The organism is Aeromonas sp. 600724, from assembly GCF_049175135.1.
In the GTDB taxonomy this organism is placed as follows: domain Bacteria; phylum Pseudomonadota; class Gammaproteobacteria; order Enterobacterales; family Aeromonadaceae; genus Aeromonas; species Aeromonas veronii_A.
The window spans coordinates 131564-155768 of sequence record NZ_JAAKUM010000012.1; the positions used below are offsets into that span (position 1 = coordinate 131564).

At 59.5% G+C, this 24205-nt stretch carries 30 protein-coding genes; 15 read left to right on the forward strand and 15 right to left on the reverse strand.

Going from position 1 to position 24205, the window contains the following annotated elements; all coding sequences use genetic code 11:
* Nucleotides 1-5 precede the first annotated feature (5 nt).
* From G5168_RS12855 to G5168_RS12880, 6 genes are all read left to right on the forward strand, one after another.
* A complete protein-coding gene (locus G5168_RS12855; RefSeq protein ID WP_100646903.1) occupies nt 6-782 on the forward strand; it encodes a DUF4311 domain-containing protein in 777 nt (258 codons plus the stop codon).
* An 11-nt stretch (nt 783-793) separates the two neighbouring features.
* On the forward strand, nt 794-1444 hold the full coding sequence (locus G5168_RS12860) for a DUF4310 family protein (protein WP_421252304.1): 651 nt from the start codon (nt 794-796) through the stop codon (nt 1442-1444).
* Nucleotides 1445-1486: 42 nt separating this feature from the next.
* Nucleotides 1487-2626, forward strand: a complete 1140-nt coding sequence (locus G5168_RS12865) for an amidohydrolase/deacetylase family metallohydrolase (RefSeq protein ID WP_421252305.1) — start codon at nt 1487-1489, stop codon at nt 2624-2626.
* The gene (locus G5168_RS12870; RefSeq protein WP_421252306.1) at nt 2610-3725 is read left to right on the forward strand and encodes a DgaE family pyridoxal phosphate-dependent ammonia lyase; all 1116 of its coding nucleotides are present in this window, start codon (nt 2610-2612) and stop codon (nt 3723-3725) included. Before G5168_RS12865 ends, G5168_RS12870 begins: the two co-directional genes overlap by 17 nt.
* Nucleotides 3725-4465: a 2-dehydro-3-deoxy-phosphogluconate aldolase gene (gene dagF, locus G5168_RS12875; protein ID WP_181269563.1), complete on the forward strand. Its 741-nt coding sequence runs from the start codon at nt 3725-3727 to the stop codon at nt 4463-4465. Before G5168_RS12870 ends, dagF begins: the two co-directional genes overlap by 1 nt.
* Nucleotides 4466-4572: 107 nt before the next feature.
* A complete protein-coding gene (locus tag G5168_RS12880) occupies nt 4573-6477 on the forward strand; it encodes a BglG family transcription antiterminator (RefSeq protein WP_421252307.1) in 1905 nt (634 codons plus the stop codon).
* 17 nt (nt 6478-6494) lie between these two features.
* Here G5168_RS12880 and npr read toward each other — a convergent pair whose 3' ends face one another.
* The 10 genes from npr to G5168_RS12930 form a co-directional block, all read right to left on the reverse strand.
* Nucleotides 6495-6767: a PTS phosphocarrier protein NPr gene (gene npr, locus G5168_RS12885; protein ID WP_005336318.1), complete on the reverse strand. Its 273-nt coding sequence runs from the start codon at nt 6765-6767 to the stop codon at nt 6495-6497.
* Between the two features lie 20 nt (nt 6768-6787).
* Nucleotides 6788-7654 carry an RNase adapter RapZ gene (gene rapZ / locus G5168_RS12890; protein WP_263085239.1) on the reverse strand — a complete coding sequence of 289 codons (867 nt, stop codon included), beginning with the start codon at nt 7652-7654 and terminating at the stop codon, nt 6788-6790.
* Nucleotides 7655-7699: 45 nt separating this feature from the next.
* The gene (gene ptsN, locus G5168_RS12895) at nt 7700-8146 is read right to left on the reverse strand and encodes a PTS IIA-like nitrogen regulatory protein PtsN (protein ID WP_005336322.1); all 447 of its coding nucleotides are present in this window, start codon (nt 8144-8146) and stop codon (nt 7700-7702) included.
* 2 nt (nt 8147-8148) lie between these two features.
* Entirely contained in the window at nt 8149-8436 is a 288-nt protein-coding gene (hpf, locus tag G5168_RS12900) for a ribosome hibernation promoting factor (RefSeq protein ID WP_005336323.1), read from the reverse strand.
* A gap of 20 nt (nt 8437-8456) precedes the next feature.
* Nucleotides 8457-9896 carry an RNA polymerase factor sigma-54 gene (locus G5168_RS12905; RefSeq protein ID WP_005336331.1) on the reverse strand — a complete coding sequence of 480 codons (1440 nt, stop codon included), beginning with the start codon at nt 9894-9896 and terminating at the stop codon, nt 8457-8459.
* Between the two features lie 65 nt (nt 9897-9961).
* On the reverse strand, nt 9962-10687 hold the full coding sequence (gene lptB, locus G5168_RS12910) for an LPS export ABC transporter ATP-binding protein (protein ID WP_005336333.1): 726 nt from the start codon (nt 10685-10687) through the stop codon (nt 9962-9964).
* A gap of 3 nt (nt 10688-10690) precedes the next feature.
* On the reverse strand, nt 10691-11218 hold the full coding sequence (gene lptA / locus G5168_RS12915) for a lipopolysaccharide transport periplasmic protein LptA (protein WP_040068817.1): 528 nt from the start codon (nt 11216-11218) through the stop codon (nt 10691-10693).
* On the reverse strand, nt 11205-11765 hold the full coding sequence (gene lptC, locus G5168_RS12920) for an LPS export ABC transporter periplasmic protein LptC (RefSeq protein WP_227341813.1): 561 nt from the start codon (nt 11763-11765) through the stop codon (nt 11205-11207). Before lptC ends, lptA begins: the two co-directional genes overlap by 14 nt.
* A complete protein-coding gene (gene kdsC, locus G5168_RS12925; RefSeq protein WP_088868289.1) occupies nt 11762-12316 on the reverse strand; it encodes a 3-deoxy-manno-octulosonate-8-phosphatase KdsC in 555 nt (184 codons plus the stop codon). Before kdsC ends, lptC begins: the two co-directional genes overlap by 4 nt.
* Nucleotides 12316-13311: a KpsF/GutQ family sugar-phosphate isomerase gene (locus tag G5168_RS12930; RefSeq protein WP_005336342.1), complete on the reverse strand. Its 996-nt coding sequence runs from the start codon at nt 13309-13311 to the stop codon at nt 12316-12318. The genes kdsC and G5168_RS12930 overlap by 1 nt, the downstream gene beginning before the upstream one ends.
* Nucleotides 13312-13518: 207 nt before the next feature.
* Here G5168_RS12930 and mlaF point away from each other — a divergent pair, with 207 nt between their 5' ends.
* The 7 genes from mlaF to murA are packed head-to-tail and all read left to right on the forward strand — an operon-like array spanning nt 13519 to nt 18039.
* Complete coding sequence (gene mlaF, locus G5168_RS12935; RefSeq protein ID WP_005336343.1) at nt 13519-14319, forward strand: phospholipid ABC transporter ATP-binding protein MlaF; 801 nt, start codon at nt 13519-13521, stop codon at nt 14317-14319.
* The gene (gene mlaE, locus G5168_RS12940; protein WP_005336345.1) at nt 14319-15098 is read left to right on the forward strand and encodes a lipid asymmetry maintenance ABC transporter permease subunit MlaE; all 780 of its coding nucleotides are present in this window, start codon (nt 14319-14321) and stop codon (nt 15096-15098) included. The genes mlaF and mlaE overlap by 1 nt, the downstream gene beginning before the upstream one ends.
* A gap of 7 nt (nt 15099-15105) precedes the next feature.
* Nucleotides 15106-15603: an outer membrane lipid asymmetry maintenance protein MlaD gene (mlaD, locus tag G5168_RS12945; protein WP_005336348.1), complete on the forward strand. Its 498-nt coding sequence runs from the start codon at nt 15106-15108 to the stop codon at nt 15601-15603.
* A gap of 2 nt (nt 15604-15605) precedes the next feature.
* Nucleotides 15606-16238 (forward strand): MlaC/ttg2D family ABC transporter substrate-binding protein, encoded by a 633-nt coding sequence (locus tag G5168_RS12950; RefSeq protein ID WP_005336350.1) that lies wholly within the window; start codon nt 15606-15608, stop codon nt 16236-16238.
* Entirely contained in the window at nt 16235-16507 is a 273-nt protein-coding gene (locus G5168_RS12955; protein WP_005336352.1) for an STAS domain-containing protein, read from the forward strand. Before G5168_RS12950 ends, G5168_RS12955 begins: the two co-directional genes overlap by 4 nt.
* The gene (gene ibaG / locus G5168_RS12960; protein ID WP_005306001.1) at nt 16507-16764 is read left to right on the forward strand and encodes a BolA family iron metabolism protein IbaG; all 258 of its coding nucleotides are present in this window, start codon (nt 16507-16509) and stop codon (nt 16762-16764) included. The genes G5168_RS12955 and ibaG overlap by 1 nt, the downstream gene beginning before the upstream one ends.
* 18 nt (nt 16765-16782) lie before the next feature.
* Nucleotides 16783-18039 (forward strand): UDP-N-acetylglucosamine 1-carboxyvinyltransferase, encoded by a 1257-nt coding sequence (gene murA / locus G5168_RS12965; protein WP_005336355.1) that lies wholly within the window; start codon nt 16783-16785, stop codon nt 18037-18039.
* Between the two features lie 578 nt (nt 18040-18617).
* On the opposite strand, the gene G5168_RS12970 is transcribed toward murA, so the two are convergent.
* A complete protein-coding gene (locus G5168_RS12970; RefSeq protein WP_421252308.1) occupies nt 18618-19871 on the reverse strand; it encodes a phospholipase D-like domain-containing protein in 1254 nt (417 codons plus the stop codon).
* 73 nt (nt 19872-19944) lie between these two features.
* On the opposite strand from G5168_RS12970, the gene G5168_RS12975 reads away from it, so the two are divergent.
* On the forward strand, nt 19945-20121 hold the full coding sequence (locus tag G5168_RS12975) for a hypothetical protein (RefSeq protein WP_005339947.1): 177 nt from the start codon (nt 19945-19947) through the stop codon (nt 20119-20121).
* On the opposite strand, the gene G5168_RS12980 is transcribed toward G5168_RS12975, so the two are convergent.
* The 3 genes from G5168_RS12980 to tatA form a co-directional block, all read right to left on the reverse strand.
* Nucleotides 20099-21520: a transglycosylase SLT domain-containing protein gene (locus G5168_RS12980; RefSeq protein WP_227341810.1), complete on the reverse strand. Its 1422-nt coding sequence runs from the start codon at nt 21518-21520 to the stop codon at nt 20099-20101. The two genes, G5168_RS12975 and G5168_RS12980, sit on opposite strands and share 23 nt — an antisense overlap.
* A gap of 228 nt (nt 21521-21748) precedes the next feature.
* The gene (locus tag G5168_RS12985; protein WP_227341809.1) at nt 21749-22051 is read right to left on the reverse strand and encodes a YfcZ/YiiS family protein; all 303 of its coding nucleotides are present in this window, start codon (nt 22049-22051) and stop codon (nt 21749-21751) included.
* Nucleotides 22052-22067: 16 nt separating this feature from the next.
* Entirely contained in the window at nt 22068-22229 is a 162-nt protein-coding gene (tatA, locus tag G5168_RS12990) for a twin-arginine translocase TatA/TatE family subunit (protein WP_005339944.1), read from the reverse strand.
* A gap of 276 nt (nt 22230-22505) precedes the next feature.
* Between tatA and G5168_RS12995 the strand changes: the two genes are divergently transcribed.
* Nucleotides 22506-23474 carry a LysR family transcriptional regulator gene (locus tag G5168_RS12995; RefSeq protein WP_005357635.1) on the forward strand — a complete coding sequence of 323 codons (969 nt, stop codon included), beginning with the start codon at nt 22506-22508 and terminating at the stop codon, nt 23472-23474.
* Nucleotides 23475-23549: 75 nt separating this feature from the next.
* Here G5168_RS12995 and G5168_RS13000 read toward each other — a convergent pair whose 3' ends face one another.
* Entirely contained in the window at nt 23550-24149 is a 600-nt protein-coding gene (locus tag G5168_RS13000; protein ID WP_041234986.1) for a YhgN family NAAT transporter, read from the reverse strand.
* Nucleotides 24150-24205 lie beyond the last annotated feature (56 nt).

Below are 24205 nucleotides of genomic sequence, written 5' to 3' on the forward strand. Positions count from 1 at the left end.
GTTGGATGTTTCTAATCATTTTTATCAAGTCACTCATCATTGGCGGCCTGGTTGGCGTCGGGGTGGGGGCCGGCGCGGCGCGGATGTTCCACGCCCCGACCGTACAGGGCATGGGTGCCTTCCGCACCCTGGGCGAACTCAACTCCTGCGAAGGGGATCCCGCTTCTCACTTCTCGTTTGGTCTGGGCTTCTTCTTCAACGCCTGGGCCTCCACCGTGGCGGCAGGCGCCTTCACCCAGGATGTGGATCACCGCATCATCCCGCACTGGGCCACGGCGGCACTGCTGTTCAAAAATCGGGATCTCGCCACCACTCTGCACGACCCGAAAAAGATGGCCATCGCCGGCGGCATCATAGGTGCCATCGTGGTCGCCTTCCTCAACAGTACGGCTGCTGCCGTCCCGGCCGCCCTGCAGGTCACTGCGGTCAAGGTGCTGGTACCGGCTGCCAACCTGCTGGTCAATACCGTCATGCCGGTGATCTTCTGGCTGGCCGCCATTGAGGCGGGCAAGAAGTCCGGTTTCTGGGCCACCATCTTCGGCGGTCTGGCACAGCTCATCATGGGCAACGCGGTACCGGGTCTGGTACTCGGCATCCTGATCGGCAAGGGCGTGGAAGAGAGCGGCTGGAACCACGTCACCAAGGTGATGATGACGGCCATCGTCCTGCTGTTCGTGCTGAGCGGCTTCTTCCGCGGCTTCGATATGAAACTGATTGAATCCTTCCATATGGGTGTCCCCCTGTGGCTGGAAAACGTCCATAACCTGCTGAGCGGCAAATAAGGGGTCACACCATGGATGAGAAACTGAAAAACAACTTCTGGTATGCCGACTGGTCATTCCCCATCTTCGTTGGCCTGCTCTCGGCCGGGGTCTTTGCCGGAACCCACATGTTCTATCTGTACGGGGTCGGTGCCTTCAACGAGGTAGCCTTCGTCGCCATGCTGAAAGCGGGAATGGATACGGGTGCCTACGGCGCGGCAGCCGCGTTCGGTGCCAGCTTCCTGTTCGCCCGCATCATCGAGGGATCCCTGGTGGGGATCCTGGATATCGGCGGCGCCATCCAGACCGGGGTTGGCCTCGGTGTGCCAGCACTTCTGCTGGGGGCCGGCATCGTCTATCCGGTGGAGAACTTCGGCGCCTCGCTGGCAACCGGCATGGGGATTGGTCTGGCCATCGGCTACGTCATCATTCTGGCGCGCAAGTTCACCATCAACCAGAGCAACTCCACCTACGGTGCTGACGTGATGATGGGCGCAGGCAACAGCTCTGGCCGCTTCCTCGGCCCCCTCATCATCCTCTCCGCCATGGGCGCCTCGATCCCCATCGGTATCGGTTCCCTGCTGGGTGCCCTGCTGTTCTACGTGTGGGGCAAGCCCATCACCGGCGGTGCCATCCTGGGAGCCATGCTGCTGGGCACCTTCTTCCCGGTCGCCCTTGTGTAAGTAACAGCCGCCCTGCGGGGCGGCTCGCCAGAGGTTCTCAGCATGTACGACATCATCATCAAAGCGGGGCGCCAGGGAGATGGCCAGCTCGTCGATATCGCCATCAGGGAGGGTAAAATCGCCGCCATCGGCTCCCTGCCGGGGACGGCAACGGCGCGGCAGATCCTGGATCTCGGCGGCCGGGTGCATGTGAGCGCAGGCTGGATCGACGGCCACACCCACTGCTACCCCGCCTCCCCCATCTATCACGATGAGCCGGACAAGGTAGGCGTAGAGTCCGGCGTCACCACCGTCATCGACGCGGGCAGCACCGGAGCCGACAATGTGGATGACTTCCAGCAGATCGCTGCGGGCTGCAAGACCCGGGTGCATGCCCTGCTCAACATCTCCCGCATCGGTCTGCTGCGCCAGAACGAGCTGGCGGATAGCCGGGACCTCGATATGGATCTCGCCTCGGCAGCCATTCGCCGCCACCCCGACTTTATCGTCGGCATCAAGGCGCGGATGAGCGGTAGCGTGGTCGGAGAAAACGGTCTGCAACCGCTGCGCATGGCCAAGGCCCTGCAACAGGCCCACGGCCGGCTACCGCTGATGGTGCACGTGGGTAACACACCGCCGGATCTGGACGAGATCGTTGCCCTGCTGGGGGATGGCGATCTGCTGACCCACTGCTTCAACGGCAAACCGAACCGCATCCTCACTCCGGCTGGCGAGCTGCGGGTCGCGGTGCGCGAGGCGATGAAACGGGGACTGTTGCTCGACATCGGCCACGGCGGCGCTAGCTTCAGCTTCGAGGTGGCGGAGCTGGCTATCCGGCAGGGGATCCTGCCCCGCACCATCAGCTCAGACATCTACTGCAAGAACCGCATCAAGGGGCCGGTCTACAGTCTGGCTCACGTGATGTCGAAGTTTCTCGCCATCGGCATGACGCTGGAGCAGGTGCTCGCCTGCGTTACCCATCAAGCGGCTGATGCCCTGCGCCTTTCCGGCAAGGGGCGGCTCGAGGTGGGCGCCGATGCCGATCTGACCCTGTTCGAGGTCGCCAGCGGCCCGACCCTGTTTATGGATACCGAAGCCCAGTCTCGCCGCGGTGACCAACAACTGCAGCCTATCGCCGTCCTGGTCGGCGGCGAACTGGTTCTGACTCACTATGGGAAATCACACCATGCCTTCTGTTTATGAGAAATATCAGCTCAAACCGGTGATCAACGCCTCCGGGCGCATGACCATTCTCGGCGTCTCCACCCCCGAGCAGGAGGTGGTCGATGCGGTCAATTTGGGCCTGGGCCACTACTTCGAGGTCAAGGATCTGGTCAACAAGACCGGCGCCTATCTGGCTGGTTTATTGGATGTGGAAGATGCGGTGGTGGTCTCCTGTGCCAGCGCCGGCATCGCCCAGTCAGTCGCCGCCATGATAGTACGCGGCGACCCCTACCGCCTCGAGCACCTGCATGCCCATCCACATGAGGTGCCGAGTGAAATCGTGCTGCCCAAGGGGCATAACGTCAACTTCGGCGCCCCGGTCGGCACCATGGTCAATCTGGGTGGCGGCAAAGTAGTGGAAGCCGGTTACGCCAACGAGTGTTCCCCGGCCCAGCTGGCCGCTGCCATCAGTGCCAACACAGCAGCCATCCTCTACATCAAATCCCACCACTGCGTGCAGAAAAGCATTCTGTCGGTGGCAGAGGCCGCCGAGGTCGCCAAGACCCACGGGCTCCCGCTCATCGTCGATGCGGCTGCCGAAGAGGATCTGCGCCTCTACTACAACCAGGGTGCGGATCTGGTCATCTACAGCGGCGCCAAGGCCATCGAAGGGCCCACCAGCGGGCTGGTACTCGGCAAGCGCCAGTACGTGGAGTGGGTCAAGCAGCAGGCCAACGGCATCGGCCGTGCCATGAAGGTGGGCAAGGAGGGGATCCTCGGCCTCACCCATGCCATCGAGCGCTACCTGGCCAAAGAGAAGGAGAGCGGCGCCGCCATGGTCGCCAAGATGACCCCCTTCATCGAACGTCTCAACCAGCTGCCCGGCGTCACCGCCAAAGTGGTGTGGGACAGCGCCGGGCGCGACATCGCCCGCACCGATATCGCCTTCGACCACCAGCAGATCGGCATGACCACAGTGCAGGTCGTCACCCTTCTGCAACAGGGCACGCCTGCCATCTACTGCCGCGGCTACAAGGCCAACGAGGGGCACATCGAGATCGATGTGCGCAGCGTCACCGTGCCCCAGCTCGACCAAATCCACACCGCCATTGCCAACCTCGTTCAGGAGAATCGCTGATGTCCCTTACCCCCAACTACTACCGTGATCGGGTCTGTCTCAACGTATTGGCTGGATCCAAGGAGAATGCCGTCGAGGTGTACGACGCAGCCGAAGGCCACGTGCTGGTCGGTGTGCTCTCCAAAAACTACCCGGATATTCCCTCCGCAGTTGCCGATATGAAGGAGTACGCCAAGCTTATCGACAACGCCCTCTCCATCGGGCTGGGCGCCGGCGATCCGCGCCAATCCGCCATGGTTGCCGAACTGGCCTGCCAGCTGCAGCCCCAGCACGTCAACCAGGTGTTCACTGGTGTTGGCGCCAGCCGGGCGCTGCTCGGCCAATCACAAACGCTGGTGAATGGGCTGATCTCCCCTACCGGCATGCCGGGCATGGTGAAGATCTCCACCGGTCCACTCAGCGCCGGGCAGCCGGATGGCATAGTGCCCATCGATACCGCCATCGCCCTGCTCAAGGACATGGGCGGCAGCTCGGTCAAGTTCTTCCCCATGGGTGGGCTGGCCTGCCGCGACGAGTATCAGGCAGTGGCCGAGGCTTGTGCCCGCCACGGCTTCTGGCTGGAGCCCACCGGCGGCATCGATCTGGAGAACTTCGAGGAGATAGTGCGGATTGCGCTGGACGCCGGAGTCGAGAAGGTGATCCCGCACGTCTACAGCTCCATCATCGACAGCGCGAGCGGGCACACTCGCCCCGAGGATGTGCGGACTCTGCTGGCCATAGTGAAACGACTGTTGGCCTGATGGCAGTCACGGGCGCCGGTTCAATCACTGACCGGTGCCTGGCTTGTTGATGACCCACTTGTTAACATCGACCCTTTATCTCGCAACAGGAGTCTTGCATACCCCCTATGATCAAGCTGCCACACCCCAGGCTCCATCAACTGCTGATCCAGCTCCATGCCGAACCACTGCCACAGGAGGAGCTGGCTCGTCGCCTTAATGTCTCCACCCGCACGGTGCGCACCGATGTGGCGACCCTCAACGAACTGATTGCCACGCACGGCGCTCACCTGATCCACCAGCGTGGCAGTGGCTACCAGCTGAAGATCTACAATCAGACGCTGTTTGAGGCATTGCTGGCAGCGCAGGGACAGGAGAGTACCTTGCCGCGTACCAGTCGCGAGCGGGTGCTGCACCTGCAGATCCTGCTATTGACGGCAGAGCAGGGGATCAAGCTCGATGAGCTGGCTGATACATGGTATCTGAGCCGGGCGGCACTGCAGGGGGATATGGCGGAAGTCCGTGAGCAACTCAGCCACTTCAGGCTCAGCGTCGAGAGCAAACCCCGCCTGGGGATGCGCATTCAGGGGGAGGAGACGGCGATCCGGGCCTGTCTGACCCAGCTGCTCTATCAGGAGTTGCTGCACAACAACCAGTTGCAAACCTTGCTGCCCAACCTCTGCCCCAGCAAGACGATGGAGGTAGTGGGCAATCACATCCATGCCCAGCTTGCCCGACATCAGCTGCGTCTCGCTGACGAGAGCTTGCAGCAGCTCGCCATCTACTGCGCCGTTGCCCTGCTGCGTCAGGCATCCGGTCACGAGTTGCGCCACTTCGCCAGCGAGGATCTGACTCTGCCGCTGCTGGCAGTATCTCGCGATATATATGCGGTATTGCCCACCCTGACGCCCCCCGTAGAGGACGAGATCGCCGGTCTCGCCATCCAGATCCAGGCGCGCCTGATTGCCGATACTCCCCAGCTCAGCCCGGCGATGGCCGCCGAGAGCGAACAGCTGGTGGAGCATCTGCTGACCTACATTCATCAACACTACCCTTACGACCTGCGAGGCGACCAACAGCTGCGGGCCGACCTGCAAACCCATATCAGCACCATGCTGCTACGGGTCAAATACCAGATAGGCAACCACAACCCGCTGGCCGATCACATCAAGCAGTACTACCCCCTCGCCTACGACATCACGCTGGCGGCCATTTCGGAGTGGATCAAGCAGACCCCCTACCGATTGACCCACCACGAGATCGGCTATCTGGTGATCCACATCGGGGTCGGGTTGGAGCGCCATTACGACATCGGCTATACCCGCCGCCCGCAGGCGCTATTGCTTTGCGATGCAGGCAACGCCACCTTCCGGGTGCTGGAAGCACGTATCAAGCGGGAGTATCCCCAGTTACAGCTGACCACGCTGGAGTCGGTGCGGGATTACGAAGGGCTGGCGCAGATCGCGCAGGACTTTGTCATCAGTACCGTCAAGGTGAACGAAAAAAACGCTCCCGTGGTACTCGTTGCCCCCTTCCCGACCCAATACCAGCTGGAGCAGCTTGGCAAGCTGGTGCTGATCGACCGCACCCGCCCCTACATGCTCGACAAATATTTCGATGCCGACCACTTCATGGTGGTCAAAGAGCCTCTCACCCAGGCCGAACTGTTTGCCCGTATCTGTGATCAGCTGGAGGCGGAAGATCTGGTGGAGAGCGGCTTCAGAGCCTCACTACAAGAGCGGGAGCGGATCGTCTCCACCATGCTGGGGGAAGGGATCGCCCTGCCCCACTCTCTCGGGCTGCTGGCGCGCCGCACTCTGGTGTACACCGTACTGGCACCGCAGGGGATTGACTGGGGGAATGGTGAAATCGCGACGCTCATCTTCGTGCTGGCCATCAGCAAGGCCGATTACGAGGAGGCGATGGGTCTCTACGACCTGTTTCTGGCACTGATGAACGAAAAAGCCAGCAGGAACCTGCTGGCTTGTCGCGATTTTGCCAGCTTCAAAGCGCTGGCGCGCACCGGTTCATAACATAAAACGAGGAGTGACTACTCCTCGTTAAAGCCGGAGGTGAACAGCTCCACCACGGCGGCCAGGGCCTCGACCTCTTCGGGGCCCTCAACCTGTACTTCCACCTGCCGCCCTTGCGCGGAATCCAGCATCAGCAGGCCGATGATACTGTCAGCATCGGCCTCCACACCATCTTCATTGCGCAGCAGCACGTGGGCATCGAAACCCTGCACCAGCTCGAACAGCATCATGGCTGGTCTGGCATGAATACCCAGCTTGTTTTTCACTTCAACCGAGGCGGAAACAGTCATCGGGTCGTCCTATTGGTCCGTCAGGATTGGGAGGCACTCTTGTCGAGAGTGCGGTGGCGGATCTGCACGTTCTTGCCAAGCAAACGGAATGCACTGGCCAGCCGCTCTGCAATAAAGACCGAGCGGTGCTGACCACCGGTGCAACCGATGCCGACCGTGAGGTAGCTGCGATTGTTGCGCTCCAGATGGGGCAACCAGGTCACCAGCATGTTCTCGATCTGCTGGGTAAACAGCATCACGTCAGCCTGCGCCGAGAGGTAGTTGGCGACCGGCTCATCCTTGCCGGTAAACGGCTTGAGCTCGGGGATCCAGTGCGGATTGGGCAGGAAGCGGGCATCGAACACGAAGTCGGCATCCTTGGGAATGCCGTACTTGAAGCCGAACGACTCGAACACCAGCACCAGCTCGTTCTCTTTCTTGCCGAGTACCCGGGTCTTGATGAGCTCGCTCAGGTCATGAATGCTGAGGGTGGTGGTGTCGATGCGCAGGTCAGCGGTCGAGGAGATGGGCGCCAGCAGGTGGGTCTCCTCCCGAATCGCCTCATCCAGCGACAGCTTGTTGCGTGAGAGGGGGTGCAAACGGCGGCTCTCGCCATAGCGCTTGAGCAGGGTGCCATTGTCGGCGTCGAAGAAAAAGCTGGAGAACTCTACCCGCCCCTCATTGCGCACCTGTGCCAGCAGATTTTCCAGTTTCTCCGGATCGCTCGGCAGGTTGCGCACGTCGATGCTGACCGCCAGCTTGTCATACTGGCTCTCCACCGAGACAATCAGCTGGGGCAGCAGATTGACCGGCAGGTTGTCCACACAGTAGTAACCCAGATCTTCCAGCACTCGCAGGGCTACCGTTTTACCGGAGCCCGAACGTCCACTTACCACGATTAACTGCATCTTGTTCCCTCACGCCAAAACGGGTGTCTCATCCTTGGCCTGCTGTCAGGCCGAGGTCATGATCTGATAGAGCTCTTCGTCGCTGGTTGCCTGACGCAACTGGCGGCAAACCGCCTTGTCACCCAGCTTGGAAGCCATCAGAGAAAGGGTCTTGAGATGCTGCTTGCACTCGCTTTCCGGCACCAGCAAGGCAAACAGCAGGTCAACCGGTTGATTGTCGATGGAGTCGAAAGGAATAGGGTCGGCAAAGGTCATCAGGATCGCGGTTGGCGGGAACTCATCGTCAATGCGACCGTGGGGGATCGCAATACCGGCACCGATCCCGGTACTACCCATTTTTTCGCGGGCCAGCAAGCATTCAAACAGCGCCTGACGGGAGGTGCCGAGGCGTTCGGCGGCCAGCTCGCTGATGATTTCGAGGGCGCGTTTCTTGCTGGTACAAGGGACTGCACTCTTGGTGCAGTCCCGACTCAGTATGTGTTCAAGTTGCATGGTTATTTTTTATTTAACTTATCTTTGTGCTTGATGATCTGCCTGTCCAGCTTGTCGAGCAAGGTGTCTATCGCAGCATACATATCGGCATGTTCAGAGTTGGCAAACACTTCGCCACCGCTGACGTGCAATTTGGCTTCCGCTATCTGGTTCAGTTTTTCCACGCTAAGCACCACATGAACATTGTTGATGTGGTCGAAGTGACGCTCGAGTTTGGCAAATTTGTTATTCACATAATCACGCAGAGCTTCGGTGATCTCGACATGGTGTCCGGTCAGGTTAATTTGCATAACATCATCCTTTTGTTTGCCTAAACCAGGCGTTTGCGCTGATTGGAAGGTGGGATAAACAAGGATTCGCGATACTTAGCGATCGTGCGTCTCGCCACCATAATACCCTGTTCGGCCAGCAAATCCGCGATCTTGCTATCACTTAACGGCTTGGCAGGATTCTCTGCCGTGACCAGCTTCTTGATGAGCGCGCGAATTGCGGTCGATGAGCACTCTCCTCCTCCTTCGGTGTTCACATGGCTGGAGAAAAAAAACTTCAATTCGAAGATACCACGGGGGGTATGCATGTACTTCTGGGTCGTCACCCGGGAGATGGTCGACTCATGCATCTCTACCGCTTCGGCGATGTCATTGAGCACCATCGGCTTCATCGCCTCTTCACCATACTCGAAAAAGCCCTGTTGCTGCTCGACAATGCAACTGGCCACTTTCAGCAGGGTGTCATTGCGACTTTCCAGGCTCTTGATGAACCACTTGGCTTCCTGCAAATGGGAGCGGATAAACTGGGTGTCGGTGCTGCTGCGGGCGTTGCGGGCCATGGCGGCATAGGTCTCGTTGACCCGGATGCGGGGGGCAGAGTCGGGATTGAGCTCGACCACCCACTTGCTGCCCTTCTTGACCACGGAGACGTCGGGGATCACGTACTGGGAGTCGCTCTGGATGATGCCATTGCCGGGGCGCGGCTCCAGCAGCTGGATCAAATCCAGCACCTCCTTGAGGTCGCTCTCCTTGAGTTTTGTCTTGCGGGCGAGGGTGCGGTAATCCCGGTTGCCGAGCAGCTCCATGTGCTCGAGGATCACCTCCTTGGCCTCGTTGAGCCAGGGGGTCTGCGGGTCATACTGATCCAGCTGGATCAGCAAACACTCCTGCACAGAACGGGCAGCAATACCGACCGGATCGAAGTGCTGCACCCGCTTGAGTACCGCCTCGACCTCATCGAGCTCCACCTCTACGTCATCGCTGGTGACGGCAGCCTGGATATCCTCCAGCGCAACGGTCAGATAACCTGATTCGTCGATGGCATCGATGATGGCGAGCGCGATGGCGGCATCCACATCGCTAAACGGTGTGAGTCGCATCTGCCACAGCAGATAATCCTGCAGGTTTTCGGTGGTTTCACCCTGATAGACGCTATCTTCCCCATCGTGGATGGGGCCCGCGCTCTGGGCGGTGCCGGCAGAGTAAACCTCGTCCCAGGTGGTATCCACCGGCAACTCATCCGGCATCTGCTCTTGGGCCATGGCATCGCTGGAATCCAGCTGGCTGGCATCGACCGGCGCTTCCGGACTGGTCTCTTGCGCCTCGCTCTCTTCCTGCTCCAGCAGAGGGTTGTTTTCGAGCGCTTGCTGAATTTCCTGCTGAAGTTCCAGAGTGGAGAGCTGGAGCAGACGAATCGCTTGTTGTAATTGCGGCGTCATGGTCAGGGACTGACCGAGACGCAACTGTAATGTCGGCTTCATCTACGTCGGGATATCCTTATGTTCAGCGAGGCACTCGTCAAAGGAAATGAAGGCATGCCCCCTTACTATAGACTGAATTGATCGCCCAAATAGACGCGCTTGACCTGCTCATCGGCAAGGATGTCAGCCGGTGCACCTTCGGCAATCATCTTGCCGTGGCTGACGATATAGGCCTTCTCACATACGTCCAGAGTCTCTCTGACGTTGTGGTCGGTAATCAAGACGCCAAGGCCTCTATCTTTCAGATGCTGAATGATCTTCTTGATGTCTATCACAGAAATCGGGTCAACCCCTGCAAAGGGTTCATCCAGCAGAATAAAACGCGGCTCGGCCGCCAGTGCACGGGCAATTTCGACCCGACGGCGTTCACCGCCGGAGAGGCTCTGACCCAGGTTGTCGCGAATGTGGGTGATGTTGAACTCTTCCAGCAGTTGCTGAACCTTGTCCTCACGCTCCTCGCGACTCAACCCCTTGCGGGTCTGCATCACTCCCATCAGGTTGTCGAACACCGACAGGCGACGGAAGATGGAGGCCTCCTGCGGCAGGTAACCGATGCCGTTACGCGCCCGCACATGCATGGGCTGCAGGCTGATGTCCTGATCGTCGATGGTGATGAGACCGGCATCGCGCTGTACCAGCCCCACGATCATGTAGAAGGAGGTGGTCTTGCCCGCCCCGTTGGGGCCGAGCAGGCCGACAATCTGGCCGGTGCCCACTTCAAGGCTGACGTCACTCACCACCATGCGGCGCTTGTAGCTCTTCTGCAGACCCACTGCTTTCAACACTGCCATGGCTTATTTTCCCTGCTTCTTCTGGTCGGCGGGCTTGTCGAAATTCTCTACCTGATCAGGCAGGAACACGGTTTTGACCCGCTGGCTCGGGCTCTTGCTCTCGGCAATCATCTTCTGTTTGACGATGTCGTAGCGGATCAGATCGCCATTGACCTGGCTATCTTCCTGCTTGAGCTGACCGTTGCCGGTGATGGTCACCAGCCGGTTCTTCAGCTCGTAGCGGATGGTATTGCCGTGGGCATTGACCGGCTTGCCGTTATCCAGGATCTGGAAGAAGGTGGCGGGCTTACCGTAGGCAGTCATCACCTCGGCTCCTTTCTCGCCGGAACGGGTCACTACCACCTTGTCAGCCTTGATCCGGATGGTGCCCTGATTGATGGTCACGTCCTCTTCGAAGGTGATGCGGTTGTCCTGCATCTCGGCCACCTGTTTGACGGCATCGACGTAGACCTTCTCGGCAAAGTCGGACTCTTTGGCGGTCACCGCACCACACAGCAACAGGGCTGCGAGGGCCAGATTAGCGTTTTTCATTGAAATAGATGGCATGGCCTTGATCCAGTAACTCAAAATATTTGCGGTCCAGATGGCCCTTGAGGCCAACCCCTTGGGTCTGGAAATCCCGACCCAGAATGTTCACTTCCCGGTTGCTGCGCACATCCTGTGTCACCAGATCCAGCTCCAGATAGGATGTATCCAGTGTGGAGATGAAAGAGGAAGGTAGCAGACCATCCAGATGCACCTTGTCCCGCAGGATGACGTTGTCGCCGGTGTTGAGCACGCCGGTTTCGGCGGTCACCTTCCACTCGGCGGCACCCTGATCGTCATACATGTAGACCACCGGCTTGTCGAAGGTGGCCTGCTCGAGGATTTGATAATACTCGGCGTAGGTCGACTCCAGCCGCTCGGTGCGCTTGCCGTTGATATCAAAACGGGTGGTCACCAGATCTTTGGCGACAAAATCCGGCTGATAGTTTTCGATTTTGACGGCGCTCTCAGGCACCAGCTCAACCTTGCCCAACTGCCAGGCAACCAGCGCGACCAGAAACAGCAGGGCAAACAACAGGGTTTGTCTGCTCATACCGAGGCCTCGGGCTGATAATCGTCGTGGCCCTGCGCCTGCAAAATGAGGTCACACACCTCACGCACCGCGCCCATGCCACCGCCAAGCCGGGTCACCATATCGGCACGACTCAGCACCAGCGGATGGGCATCGGCCACCGCGATACCCAGGCCGCAGGCGGCCATCACCGGCAGATCGATGGTGTCATCGCCCATATAGGCGGCCTGTTCCGGGGTCAGCCCCAGCTTAGCCAGCAGCGCTTCGAAGTGAGGCAGCTTTTTATCAGCCCCCTGCACCACATGGGCCACACCCAGACTTTTCATCCGATCACTGACGATTCGGGAGTTGCGCCCGGTGATGATGGCGATCTCGATCCCGGCATTGAGCAGTGCTCGCATGCCCGCACCATCACGGGTGCAGAAGGTTTTCAGCTCTTCGCCGTTGTTTCCCATGTAGATGAGGCCGTTGGAGAGCACCCCGTCCACATCGCACACCAGCAGGCGGATTTGCGCCGCCTTGTCGAACTGGCTGCGCGTCACCGGACCATAGAGGGTCGGTACGTTTTGCATCAAATGACTCCGGCTTTCAGCAGGTCGTGCATGTTGAAGGCGCCGAGCGGGCGTTTCTCTTCATCCACGACCAGTAATCCGTTGATTTTTCTCGTTTCCATCAGCTTGACGGCTTCTGCAGCCATCATCTCTGGACCTACGGTAACACAGTTGGCCGTCATCACACGGCTGATGGGGGTGTGATGGATATCGATCTGCTGGTCAAGAATGCGGCGCAGGTCGCCATCGGTAAAGAGCCCGGCCAGCAGGCCATTGCCATCGACCACAGCCGTCATACCGAGCCCCTTGCGGCTCACTTCCAGCAGCGCCTGGCTGATGGTGGCATCTATCCCCACCCGGGGCAACAGATCGCCACTGTGCATCAGGTCGCCGACCCGCAGCAACAGACGCTTGCCAAGGGAACCGCCCGGGTGAGAGAGGGCGAAGTCATCGGCGGTAAAACCGCGCGCTTCCAGCAGGGCGACCGCCAGGGCATCGCCCATCACCAGGGTTGCCGTGGTGCTGGAAGTGGGTGCCAGACCCAGCGGGCAGGCCTCTTTCTCCACCTTGATGCACAGATGCACGTTGGCCTCTTTGGCCATGGTGGAGGCGGGATTACCGGTCATGCAGATGAGCGGAATGCCGCGGCGCTTGAGTACCGGCAGCAGGGCCAGGATTTCGTCACTCTCGCCGGAGTTGGAAATGGCGATGATAAGGTCGCCACTGGAGATCATCCCCAGATCGCCGTGACTCGCTTCTCCCGGGTGAAGGAAGAAGGCCGGGGTGCCGGTGCTGGCGAGGGTGGCGGCGATCTTGCTGCCGATATGGCCCGATTTGCCCATGCCGGTGACCACTATCTTGCCACCGCAGCGCAGCACCATTTCGCACGCCTTGTCGAAGGCGTCGTTCAGATACTGATAGAGTCCATCAATGGCTTGCTTTTCTGTGTCCAGCACCGCGCGGGCACTGCGACGAAAATCGAACAGTTCAGACACTTTCTCAGGCTTTACAGACATAAAGACACAGCTCCGGGCCGAAATTAGCTGCGGGATTATAAAAAAGTCTGCCCGGATAAGCGAATCGGATGGCAAGTCCCGCTCTCAATGACGCACTTTGTTACAGAAAACTGTCGTGCAAATGGGCTTGCAGCCTGTTCAATAGTTGTTCCTTGCTGTTGCTTAGACCTAGACTACCCCATAAAATTCGCACCTCATTTACACCGGATGGACAATTGTTTGAACAATGACCTGATCACCATCTCCGACCTGACCTTCAGTCACGGAGATCGGCTGTTGTATGACGGGATCAACCTGACCATTCCTCGTGGCAAGGTGACCGCCGTCATGGGCCCGAGCGGCATCGGTAAAACCACCCTGCTGCGGCTGATCGGTGGCCAGCTCAAGCCGGAGTCCGGTCACATTCTGTTTGACGGGGAAGATATCCCCACCCTATCCCGTTCGCGCCTCTATGAAGTGCGCAAACGGATGAGCATGCTGTTCCAGAGCGGCGCCCTGTTTACCGGCATGACGGTCTACGACAACGTGGCCTTCCCGCTACGGGAACACTCCGGCCTGCCGGAGGAGCTGATCCACACCATCGTCATGATGAAGCTGCAGGCGGTGGGCTTGCGCGGAGCGGCGAAACTGATGCCCTCCGAGCTCTCCGGCGGCATGGCGCGCCGGGCGGCCCTGGCACGGGCAATTGCGCTCGATCCTGACCTCATCATGTATGACGAGCCGTTCGTCGGGCAGGACCCCATCACCATGGCGGTGCTGGTCAAGCTGATCAAGGAGCTGAACGATGCCCTCGGCATCACCTCCGTCATCGTCACCCACGACGTGAAAGAGGTGCTGAGCATCGCCGATTACGCCTACATCATTGCCAATCGCAAGGTGGTGGCACACGGCACGCCGGACCAACTGCGCGAGGAGCACAATCCCGAAGTCGAGCAATTCCTCAAAGGATTGCCCGATGGTCCTGTTCCGTTTCATTTTCCGGCAGGCGATCTGCTACAGGATCTCTGATGTTGATAAGTCAAATAAGCAAGCTGGGGCGGGTCGGAGTGCGGTTTATCAGCTCCGTCGGTCGCGCCACCATCATGTTGTTCCATGCGCTGGCGGGCAAACCCGAGCCGCGCAAGCACTTCCCGCTGCTTGTCCAGCAGTTGTATGTGGTGGGCGTACAGTCGGTAGCCATCATTCTGGTCTCCGGCCTGTTCATCGGCATGGTGCTCTCGCTGCAGGGTTACAACGTATTGAAGGATTTCGGCGCCGAGCAGAGCCTGGGGCCGCTGGTCTCCCTCTCCCTGCTGCGGGAGCTGGGTCCTGTGGTCACTGCGCTGCTGTTTGCCGGCCGTGCCGGTTCGGCCCTGACCGCTGAAATCGGCCTGATGAAGGCCACCGAGCAACTTTCAAGCCTAGAGATGATGGCGGTCGACCCACTGCGCCGGGTGGTTGCCCCCCGCTTCTGGGCTGGCGTCATCAGCATGCCGCTGCTGGCCTTCATGTTCAGCCTGATCGGTATCTTCGGCGGCAAGCTGGTCGGTGTGGACTGGCTCGGCGTGGACGAAGGGGGCTTCTGGTCTGCCATGCAGGCCTCCGTCGACTGGCATGAAGACATCATGCAGGGCGCCATCAAGAGCCTGATTTTCGCCCTAGTGGTCACCTGGATTGCGCTCTTTAACGGCTATGATGCCAAGCCGACCTCGGCAGGGATCAGTCAGGCCACGACCCGAACCGTGGTCCACTCATCCCTCGCCGTGCTCGGCCTGGATTTTATACTCACTGCAGTCATGTTTGGATAAGGTAAAGATGAAGTTCAGCAAAGTAGAATTCCTGGTCGGCACCTTCATGCTGGCTGGCATCGGTGCCATTCTGGCACTGGCCCTGCAAGTGGCCGGTTTGAGCTTCAAACCGGAAGGAGAAACCTATACCCTGCGCGCGCATTTCGATAATATCGGCGGCCTGAAAGTCCGGTCGCCGGTCAAGGTCGGCGGCGTGGTGGTCGGTCGGGTCAGCGACATCGTACTGGACCCGAAAACCCAGGTGCCCGAAGTCACCCTGATGATGCAAAAGAGCGCTGGCGAGTTTGCCGATACCAGCTCCCTCTCCATCCTCACCTCCGGTCTGCTCGGCGAGCAGTACATCGGTCTGGCCCCCGGCTTCAGCGATGAGGAGATGGGCACCGAGATGCTCAAGGATGGCGACCTGATTGAAGACACCAAATCCGCCATCGTGCTGGAAGATCTGATTGGCAAGTTCCTCTACAGCCAATCCTCCGACAGCAAATCAGACAGCAAGAAGGAGTAATCATGTTCAAGAAAATCGCCCTGCTGCTGGGCCTGATGACCAGCATGCTCTTTTCCCTGTCTGCCCAGGCCGCTGTCGATGCCACCGACCCCAATGCGCTGGTGGATCAGGCTGCCAAGCAGACCTTTGCCCGCCTGAAAGCCGATCAGGCCCAGGTGAAAAGCAATCCGGATCACCTGCGGGTGATCATCCGCGAAGAGCTGCTGCCCTATGTGGACAACCGCTTCGCCGCCTACAAGGTGCTTGGCAACCAGATTAAAGAGACCACCGAAGCGCAGCGCAATGCCTTCGTCGAGGTGTTCACCGAGTACATGGTGAGCTCCTACGCCGATGCGCTGGCCCATTTTGACAAGCAGACCGTCAAGGTCGAGCCGGGCAAGGCTCCCAGCGGCAATATCACCGCCGTCAACGTCAGCGTGAAAGAGGCCGGCAAGCCGGACATCTTCCTCGAGTTCAAGCTGCGCAAGAACAACAAGACCGGCGAGTGGAAAGCCTTCGACATGGTGGCAGAGGGGATCAGCCTGCTCTCCGCCAAGCAGAGCGAGCTGGGCGGTTTGATCCGCCAGAACGGCATCGATGCGGTGATCGCCCAGTTGCGCGAGCACAACGCCAAGCCGCTGGTACTCAAACCATGACTCTCAGCGGTGAGCTGCAGGCGCCACAGGTCAATGACCTGTGGCAACGCCGCGCCGAATGGTGGCAGGACGACCAGCTCGAGCTCGGCGGCGTCACCACCCTCGACTCTGCCGGACTGGCCCTGCTGGTCAAATGGGCCAAAGCCGTATTAGCGCGAGGCGCCACACCGCAACTGGTGGGCGCCTCCAGTGATTTCTATACCCTGGCCAACCTCTACGGGGTGGCCGGGCTGTTTCAGTCAACCCCGCTCACAACTGAGGACGCATAATGCAAGTCTCTGAAATTGAAGCGATACTCCTTGAGGCTCTGCCATTGTCCGAAGTCCATGTCAAAGGGGACGGTAGTCACTACCAAGTGATCGCCGTCGGTGACATGTTTGACGGCATGAGCCGGGTCAAGAAGCAACAGGCCATCTATGCCCCGCTGATGGACAAGATCGCCAGCAACGCCATTCACGCCCTCTCCATCAAAGCGTTCACCGACGCCGAGTGGAAACGCGAACGTAAATTCCTATTGCCCTCCTGATTTGGTAACGAAGTAAAAATGGACAAATTCAAAATCGATGGTCGTTGTACTCTCAACGGCGAAGTGACCATCTCCGGCGCCAAAAACGCCGCGCTGCCGATCCTGTTCGCGACCCTGCTCTGTGATGAAGAGGTACACCTCTCCAACGTGCCGCGCCTGAAAGATGTGGGCACCACCATCAAGCTGCTGGAGATGCTGGGCGCGACCACCAAGGTCAACGGCAACGTCACCGTGCTGACCGGTGCGGTGAACAACCACGTCGCCCCCTACGAGCTGGTGAAGACCATGCGCGCCTCCATTCTGGCGCTGGGCCCGCTGGCTGCCCGTTTCGGCGCTGCCGACGTCTCCCTGCCCGGCGGTTGCGCCATCGGTGCCCGTCCGGTCAACCTGCACGTCCACGGCCTGGAGCTGATGGGTGCCAAGATCACCATCGAAGATGGTTACATCAAGGCCCGTGTCGATGGCCGCCTGAAAGGCGCCCACATCCTGATGGATATGGTCTCCGTGACCGGTACCGAAAACCTGATGATGGCTGCGACCCTGGCTGATGGTCGCACCGTGATCGAAAACGCCGCACGTGAGCCGGAAGTGGTCGATCTGGCCAACTTCCTCAATACCCTGGGCGCCAAGATCCAGGGGGCGGGCACCGACACCCTGACCATCGACGGTGTCGAGCGTCTGCACGGCGGCAACTACAGCGTGCAGCCTGATCGCATCGAAACCGGTACCTTCCTGGTGGGTGCAGCGGTCACCGGCGGCAAGATCACCTGCCGCAAGACCGACCCGACTCTGCTGGAAGCGGTACTGGTCAAGCTGGAAGAGGCTGGCGCCCTGATTGAGAAGGGTGAAGACTGGATCACCCTCGACATGACTGGCCGCACCCTCAAGCCGGTCACCATCAAGACTGCCCCCTACCCGGCCTTCCCGACCGACATGCAGGCACAGTTCACTGTGCTGAACGCCGTCGCCAAAGGCACCGGCATGGTCACCGAGACCATCTTCGAGAACCGCTTCATGCACGTTCCCGAACTGGTACGGATGGGTGCAGACATCGAACTGCAGGGCAATGTGGCGATCTGCCGTGACACCGAGCAGCTCAAGGGTGCCCAGGTGATGGCGACCGATCTGCGCGCCTCCGCCAGTCTGGTGCTGGCCGGCTTCGTGGCCGAAGGCTCCACCATCGTCGACCGTATCTATCACATCGACCGTGGCTACGAAGACATCGAGCAGAAGCTGCAGGGTCTGGGCGGCCGCATCGAGCGCATCAAGGGCTGATAGCCCACTGATCGCAGGCCGATAAAAAGGCCCCCTCGCTAATGCAAGGGGGCCTTTTTACATTCATCTGGGCTGCCGAGATTCAATGCGGTCGAGAGTGGTCCATATCGTGTCAGGCTATTTACCAGCCCCCTGGCGGCCAACGTTCATTGGCTCGAGACTCGCCAAAGAACCAAAAAAGTGGGGTGACATGTCCATGTCACCCCCTCGCAAATAGCATGTTCCATATTGGAGTCCGGCCACGCCAGGTCTCTGTTTCACTTTCCGATAGTTCGCGACCCATCTTAAGTGCGCGCCAATTGCAGCAATGCAACCGGCCAGCTACCCGTTACAACCTTCGTCCACACGGCAGACAAGCCGCCGTGTTTGTCCTTGCAACTGAAATATTACGCATAAAAACAAAATAAAAAACGTTTTTATGCTAATTCCATTCACATCAGAGTACAAAAAACAGCCTCATCATCACCACTAAATTGTTATAAAACAGCAAGATAGATTCATGCATGGTTATTCACCCGCAAAGGGCATCAGCAATGGCTTACAAGGCTTTGCGAGATCTCGCACAAAAAATGGCTGCCTTACAGCCAACGGCGCAGGGGCAACCAGTCACTCAGACGGGCTATCAGTCGCCTTGGCCACCCCTCGGGTTTGCGCGGCAATCCACCGGCCTGCTCCTGCCAGCGAGCCAGCCACGTTCGCAGCGCCTCGCAGATCGGCGGGCAGTGCAGATGCAGCATCAGTTCGGTATTGAGAAACAGTGAGCGAGGATCGAGGTTGAGGCTGCCGAACAGCGCCCGCTCCTCCCCCAGCAGGATCAACTTGGCGTGCAGGCTGCCGTGGCCATGGTCAAACTCGGCGACCCGGATCCCTTGGCGCAGCAACCAGCCGAGATAACGCTGATAGGCACCATAGACCAGTGGCACATCGGTGCTGGCCAGCGAGTTGGTGAGAATGTCGATGGCGATCCCCTGTTGGCGCAGCCGCGCCAGACGGTGCCGGAACCCGCGGGTCAGGATGAGGTAAGGGGTCACCAACCCCAGCGAGCCGGGATTGTCAGCCAGCTGGCGCCAGAGCTGACGGGCAGTGGTGGGACGGGAGATAAGCCCCTTGCCGGGACGGTCGAACCACACCTCGGCCCGCCCCTCATGCCATTGCAGCGGCACATCGCGCTCGTCAAACAGCGCCGCGGGCAGATCGTAGACCGTCGCTACCGCCGGATCCGTCATGGTGAACAGGAAGTCGTTGACCACCTCTATTTCGGCGGGCAGCAGCTCGCGGCGCAACAGATGGCGGATGGGGTGACTCCAGCGGCTGTGCCAGAACTGCTCGAACCCCTGCACCATCTGCTGGCACAGTCCCCCCTGACAGGCGAGATCGAGATCCACGAAGGGGGCTTGCGGATCCAGACCGAAGTAGCGATCACCGATGTTGCGCCCGCCGATCAGCGCCAGCTTGCCATCCACCAGCAGCAGTTTGTTATGCATCCGGTGGTTGATGCGGCGAAAGCTGAGCAGTCCCTCCAGCAGCAGTGCCAGCGGGCGCCAGCCCCGCAGCCAGAAGGGGTTGAACAGCCGTACCTCGATCCCCGGGTAGTGAGCCACCATCTCCAGAAAGCGGTTGTCACCGGCATAGAGATCATCCACCAGCAGCTGTACCTTGACGCCACGCCGGGCGGCGTGAAGCAGCTCGCTCAGCAGCAGCTTGCCGCTGCTGTCCTCCTCCCAGCTGTAGTACTGCGCCTGGATCCGCTCGCGGGCATGGCGGATCCAGTGACAACGCACCTTGAGCGCCAGCTGGGGATCGTCGATCAGGACAAAGGATCCGGGGATCATGGTGTCATCCTGCTGTCATGGCCGGGTGTCATAACGCTGGCGAGCCTCTTCACATATTCAAAAGGAGTTGCTGATGGAACTGCATGATACCCCAATGTTGCGCTATCTGGGCCAGCTCAGCCAGCCAGATCTCATCCCGGCCACCGGCCCTGCTCACTGGTTTTTGCAACACAGGGACGGTGGCTGGCAATTGCCGACCGTGCAGGCGACCCTGCCGGTCAACCGGCTCAGGGCTGAGCCGCTTCGATAGCGGCAGCCTTGCCCTCGATCTGGGGCAGGCTGAAACGATAGGCCACGTAGTACTTGTAGATGGTGCCGACATAGTTGATCGGCCCCTGTCCGACTTCGTTGGCCACCAGCTGATCCACGTTACCGAACCAGACGTTGGGATCGAGTCCCAGTTTCTCCGCCTTGCCTCGCAGCGCCTGCACCCGGTTCGGCCCAGCGTTGTAGGCGGCGAGGGCAAACAGGTGGCGGTTGAGCCGATCCAGCTTGGGATCATTGAAGTAGGTATCGAGGATCAACCGCATGTAGCGGCAGGCGGCCTCCACATTTCCCTCCAGCGTGGTGAGTCTGGCGCCGTTGATGCCGACTTCCCGCCCCGTACTGGGCAGCAACTGCATGAGGCCCACGGCCCCCTTGGGCGAGCGCGCCTTGGGATTGAGGCCGGACTCCTTGTAGCCAAGCGCCGCCAGCATCAGCCAGTCGAGATCGTATTGATTGGCGTACTTCTCCAGCACCTTGCGAATGGTCGCGAGGCGCCCCATAGGATCCGGCGCCAGGATATTGCTCATCTGATCGCTGCGAACCAGCAAGCGGCGCAGGGTCATGTCGCTGTAGAGGCTGTTGCGGCTGACGCTCGCCAGATAGCCATTGACCGCTTTCAGCAGCTCGGGGCTGTTCTTGCGCAGCGCCCAGCCACTGGTGCCGTTGCTGCGCAGGGGGATCAACTTGTGAGCCTTGAGACCGGAGATCATGCCACTCAGCCAGATCCGCCCCTTGTAGCTGTCGGTCACCGTCAGGGGAATAATGCCGGCGGCCACCATCTCCAGCAGATCGCCATCCTGTAGATATTCGGGCACCGTCTCGATATAGACGGGGGGCAGCCCCAACTCGCGAAACAACCAGTTGAGCTGGCGCAAGCTCTCGTAGTAGCTGGAGCTGGCCCGCACCCAGACCCGCCTGCCGGAGAGCTGGGTAATGCGGCTGAAGGCGGGCAGGCTGTTCTGGCTAACCACCCACTCCTCGATGGAAGAGATGAGCGGCCGGGAGAAGGCCACCTGTTCACGCCGGGTCGGGGTCACCGTCATGGTCGCCGCCACCAGATCACCACGCCCCTCGGTCAGATAGTCCAGCAGCTTGTCCTGCCGCACCGGGATGTAGACCACCTTGAGTTTGACCTTCTCTTTAGCGAGATAGGTGTTGTTCAGCCAGCGCTCGAATCCTTGCAGCTGATTGACCAGAATGCCGTACTGGGTGCCGCGATCGAGAAAATAGAAACCGCGCTCATAGACCACCAGAGCCCTGAGTTCGCGCTTTTGCAGAATGCTTTCGAGGTCCCCGGGTTGGGGCAAACGCACCGGCTTGAGCTCAGCCGCCAGCAGGGAAAAACAGCAGAGGGCCAGCAGAGCCCAAATCCAGCGTCGCATCACGATGGCTGCCCCTGTGCTGAGGTCACGCCTGCTGCCTGTTGGCAGCACGGATCACGATAGAGGGTGGGATTGGGGGCAGAGATCCATCGCTGCGTCATGATATTTACGCCTTCTGTTGGCCGACTCGCGCCGGGCAAAACGTCTGTGGGATAGAGTAACTATAGAACGCCGACCCACAGCAGAAGGGTCAACACGGCAGGCAAACCTGCCGCGTTATCAGACAACTCAGATAGAGCGGGCCCGCATTTCGAAAATCAGTTTTTCGGCGGTGCAGGTGAATTGCAGGCGGGCTTTCAGGATCACGCCGTTGGCGCCCTGGGTCAGTTCGCTGCTCACTTGAGCTTCGGCGGTGACCTGTTTGGCCAGTACTTCATAGGCAGCCAGCTTGGCGCGGGCATCCGCCTCGGCCGCGGCTTCAATAACCAGCTCCATCACATCGTCGCCTTCGCCGATGATGGTGCCGATCTCGGCAAAACAGCCGCAGCTGTCACAGGTTTCGTTCAGTTCAACTTTCTCGTCTACAGACATTTTCTACTCCTACTGCTTATTTCGGATGATTTGCGTCGTCACGCATCGCCTTGCGAAAATCTTTGATGGCGGTCCCCAGATCCTCACCTGCACTGGCAAGACGCTTGCTGCCGAAGACCAGCACAACGACCAGCAAGAGGATCAGCATATGCCAGATATGAATTCCACCGAGTCCCATAGGGATACTCCCTCACAAAGAGATATCTGTTACTTGTATCAAAATAGAGCGCAGGGATTGTTGGGCAAAATCAAGGCAGGTGCAAGTGAGCAAATAAATCATAGCCAAAAAATAGGGCGACCCTGAGGTCGCCATATTGATTGTGCTACATGTCCCCTCAACCGCTACATCCTGTACCAGTGGTTCATGCGAACCTGAGACCATTCGAGGATAAGATCGCCAAGATATGAAAACAAATGGTATAAATTCATCTTAGAATTGAAGAGGATTCATATCATGCTGCTGGAACAACTGGGTCGCATCGACCTCAATTTGCTGATTATCCTGCAGGTATTGCTGGAAGAGCGCAACGGCAGCAAGGCGGCACGCCGCCTTCATCTGAGCCAGTCCGCGGTCAGTAAAGCCCTCGGCCGTCTGCGCGATACCTTCAATGATCCCCTCTTCATCCGATCTGCCTACGGGCTGGAACCCACCGGCCGTGCCCTTGCACTGCAGCAGCAGTTGCAACCCATCCTGCTGTCGCTGGATAACCTGATCCAGCCGCCCGAGTTTGACCCCGCCAGCTCGGAGCGGGAATTCGTCATCGCCAGCATGGACAGCGCCTTTACCCTGTTTGCCCCGCTCTACCTGAGCGAGCTGAAGCGGCAGGCACCAAGGATCCGCTTGCGTTACGAGGAGTGGACCGAGAACAGTCTGACCGAGATGAGTCAGGGACAGGTGGACATCGCCTTCGCGGTGCGAGAGAACTGCATCAGCTCCGATTATCGGCTCGATACCCTGCCCGACAGCATCTGTCAGCGAGTGCTGGCGGTCGATGATCTCACCTGTCTGGTGCAGCAGCACCACCCCGCGCTGCGGGAGCCCAACTGGAATCTGGAGCACTACCTCAGCTATCCCCATGTACAGACTTACTGCGAGGGGCGGGACCGCTGGATGCTGGATCACAAGCTGGCAGAGCAGGATCTCTACCGGCGTATCGAGGCAACCGTGCCCTCCTTCGAGGCGGCGCTGCGGATGGGGATGCACTCCGACATGATAGTAACGCTCTCCCGGCTCTACGCCCGCCACGCCACCCAGGTCTATCCGCTGTTACAGCTGCCGCTGCCCATCGGGTTGGACAGCATCTCCCATCTGCTGATCTGGCATCAGCGTCACAGCGAGGATCCGGGCCACCGCTGGCTGCGGGAGCTGCTGCTGTCCCTCATCATGAGCAAACTGGAACCTGCAGCGACCACTCACGGATGACGGCACGCCTTCTCGGCGGCACAAAAAACGGGGCTCTGCGTAGCCCCGTTTCATTCACTTCAAGATGTAAACCACTCAGCCCTGGCCGGTCACCGCCAGATAGTGATGTACCCCGTCCAGCAGCATCTGGACCGAGATCATCACCAACAGCATACCCATCAACCGTTCCACCGCAGTGAGTCCCCGCTCACCCAGCAGCTTGTTGAATACCTCGTAGAACATCAGGATCACCGCGCTGGCGGCCCAGGCCATAAAGAGCGCCAGCGACCAGTCCACCATCCGGGTCGGCTCCTGATTGGCCAGCAGCATCAAAGAGGCGAGGATCGAGGGGCCGGCAATCATCGGGATCGCCATCGGCACCAGGAAGGGCTCCTCGCCCGCCGCCAGCCCGGTCACGCCCCCCTCACTCGGAAAGATCATCTTGATGGCGATCAGGAACAGGATGATCCCCCCCGCAATGCTGACCGCCTCCTGCCGCAGGTTGAGGAAGCCGAGGATCTGCTGACCGACGAACAGGAACAGCATCATGATGGCCAGCGAGAAGAGCAGCTCGCGCACCATCACCTTGCGACGTCGCTTGGGATCAATATGACGCAGGATAGAGAGGAAGACCGGCAGGTTACCCAGCGGGTCCATGATCAGAAACAGCATGACTGCGGCAGAGAAAGTATCCATACAACGCCCGGGCTACGCCCTGAATAGGGAAAAGAGAGGGGGCGAAATATAGCAAA

What these genes read in the sequence shown, in the direction of transcription:
- mlaD (WP_005336348.1), top strand. Translation starts at nt 15,106, where the DNA reads ATGAAGTTCAGCAAAGTAGAATTCCTGGTCGGCACCTTCATGCTGGCT.
- mlaE (WP_005336345.1), top strand. Translation starts at nt 14,319, where the DNA reads ATGTTGATAAGTCAAATAAGCAAGCTGGGGCGGGTCGGAGTGCGGTTT.
- G5168_RS12855 (WP_100646903.1), top strand. Translation starts at nt 6, where the DNA reads ATGTTTCTAATCATTTTTATCAAGTCACTCATCATTGGCGGCCTGGTT.
- G5168_RS12950 (WP_005336350.1), top strand. Translation starts at nt 15,606, where the DNA reads ATGTTCAAGAAAATCGCCCTGCTGCTGGGCCTGATGACCAGCATGCTC.
- tatA (WP_005339944.1), bottom strand. Translation starts at nt 22,229, where the DNA reads ATGGGACTCGGTGGAATTCATATCTGGCATATGCTGATCCTCTTGCTG.
- G5168_RS12955 (WP_005336352.1), top strand. Translation starts at nt 16,235, where the DNA reads ATGACTCTCAGCGGTGAGCTGCAGGCGCCACAGGTCAATGACCTGTGG.
- G5168_RS12905 (WP_005336331.1), bottom strand. Translation starts at nt 9,896, where the DNA reads ATGAAGCCGACATTACAGTTGCGTCTCGGTCAGTCCCTGACCATGACG.
- G5168_RS12975 (WP_005339947.1), top strand. Translation starts at nt 19,945, where the DNA reads ATGGAACTGCATGATACCCCAATGTTGCGCTATCTGGGCCAGCTCAGC.
- G5168_RS12870 (WP_421252306.1), top strand. Translation starts at nt 2,610, where the DNA reads ATGCCTTCTGTTTATGAGAAATATCAGCTCAAACCGGTGATCAACGCC.
- lptC (WP_227341813.1), bottom strand. Translation starts at nt 11,765, where the DNA reads ATGAGCAGACAAACCCTGTTGTTTGCCCTGCTGTTTCTGGTCGCGCTG.
- mlaF (WP_005336343.1), top strand. Translation starts at nt 13,519, where the DNA reads ATGGACAATTGTTTGAACAATGACCTGATCACCATCTCCGACCTGACC.
- G5168_RS12985 (WP_227341809.1), bottom strand. Translation starts at nt 22,051, where the DNA reads ATGTCTGTAGACGAGAAAGTTGAACTGAACGAAACCTGTGACAGCTGC.
- lptB (WP_005336333.1), bottom strand. Translation starts at nt 10,687, where the DNA reads ATGGCAGTGTTGAAAGCAGTGGGTCTGCAGAAGAGCTACAAGCGCCGC.
- murA (WP_005336355.1), top strand. Translation starts at nt 16,783, where the DNA reads ATGGACAAATTCAAAATCGATGGTCGTTGTACTCTCAACGGCGAAGTG.
- G5168_RS12980 (WP_227341810.1), bottom strand. Translation starts at nt 21,520, where the DNA reads ATGCGACGCTGGATTTGGGCTCTGCTGGCCCTCTGCTGTTTTTCCCTG.
- dagF (WP_181269563.1), top strand. Translation starts at nt 3,725, where the DNA reads ATGTCCCTTACCCCCAACTACTACCGTGATCGGGTCTGTCTCAACGTA.
- rapZ (WP_263085239.1), bottom strand. Translation starts at nt 7,654, where the DNA reads ATGCAGTTAATCGTGGTAAGTGGACGTTCGGGCTCCGGTAAAACGGTA.
- G5168_RS13000 (WP_041234986.1), bottom strand. Translation starts at nt 24,149, where the DNA reads ATGGATACTTTCTCTGCCGCAGTCATGCTGTTTCTGATCATGGACCCG.
- G5168_RS12930 (WP_005336342.1), bottom strand. Translation starts at nt 13,311, where the DNA reads ATGTCTGTAAAGCCTGAGAAAGTGTCTGAACTGTTCGATTTTCGTCGC.
- ptsN (WP_005336322.1), bottom strand. Translation starts at nt 8,146, where the DNA reads ATGCAACTTGAACACATACTGAGTCGGGACTGCACCAAGAGTGCAGTC.
- npr (WP_005336318.1), bottom strand. Translation starts at nt 6,767, where the DNA reads ATGACTGTTTCCGCCTCGGTTGAAGTGAAAAACAAGCTGGGTATTCAT.
- ibaG (WP_005306001.1), top strand. Translation starts at nt 16,507, where the DNA reads ATGCAAGTCTCTGAAATTGAAGCGATACTCCTTGAGGCTCTGCCATTG.
- lptA (WP_040068817.1), bottom strand. Translation starts at nt 11,218, where the DNA reads ATGAAAAACGCTAATCTGGCCCTCGCAGCCCTGTTGCTGTGTGGTGCG.
- G5168_RS12880 (WP_421252307.1), top strand. Translation starts at nt 4,573, where the DNA reads ATGATCAAGCTGCCACACCCCAGGCTCCATCAACTGCTGATCCAGCTC.
- G5168_RS12865 (WP_421252305.1), top strand. Translation starts at nt 1,487, where the DNA reads ATGTACGACATCATCATCAAAGCGGGGCGCCAGGGAGATGGCCAGCTC.
- kdsC (WP_088868289.1), bottom strand. Translation starts at nt 12,316, where the DNA reads ATGCAAAACGTACCGACCCTCTATGGTCCGGTGACGCGCAGCCAGTTC.
- G5168_RS12970 (WP_421252308.1), bottom strand. Translation starts at nt 19,871, where the DNA reads ATGATCCCCGGATCCTTTGTCCTGATCGACGATCCCCAGCTGGCGCTC.
- G5168_RS12995 (WP_005357635.1), top strand. Translation starts at nt 22,506, where the DNA reads ATGCTGCTGGAACAACTGGGTCGCATCGACCTCAATTTGCTGATTATC.
- hpf (WP_005336323.1), bottom strand. Translation starts at nt 8,436, where the DNA reads ATGCAAATTAACCTGACCGGACACCATGTCGAGATCACCGAAGCTCTG.
- G5168_RS12860 (WP_421252304.1), top strand. Translation starts at nt 794, where the DNA reads ATGGATGAGAAACTGAAAAACAACTTCTGGTATGCCGACTGGTCATTC.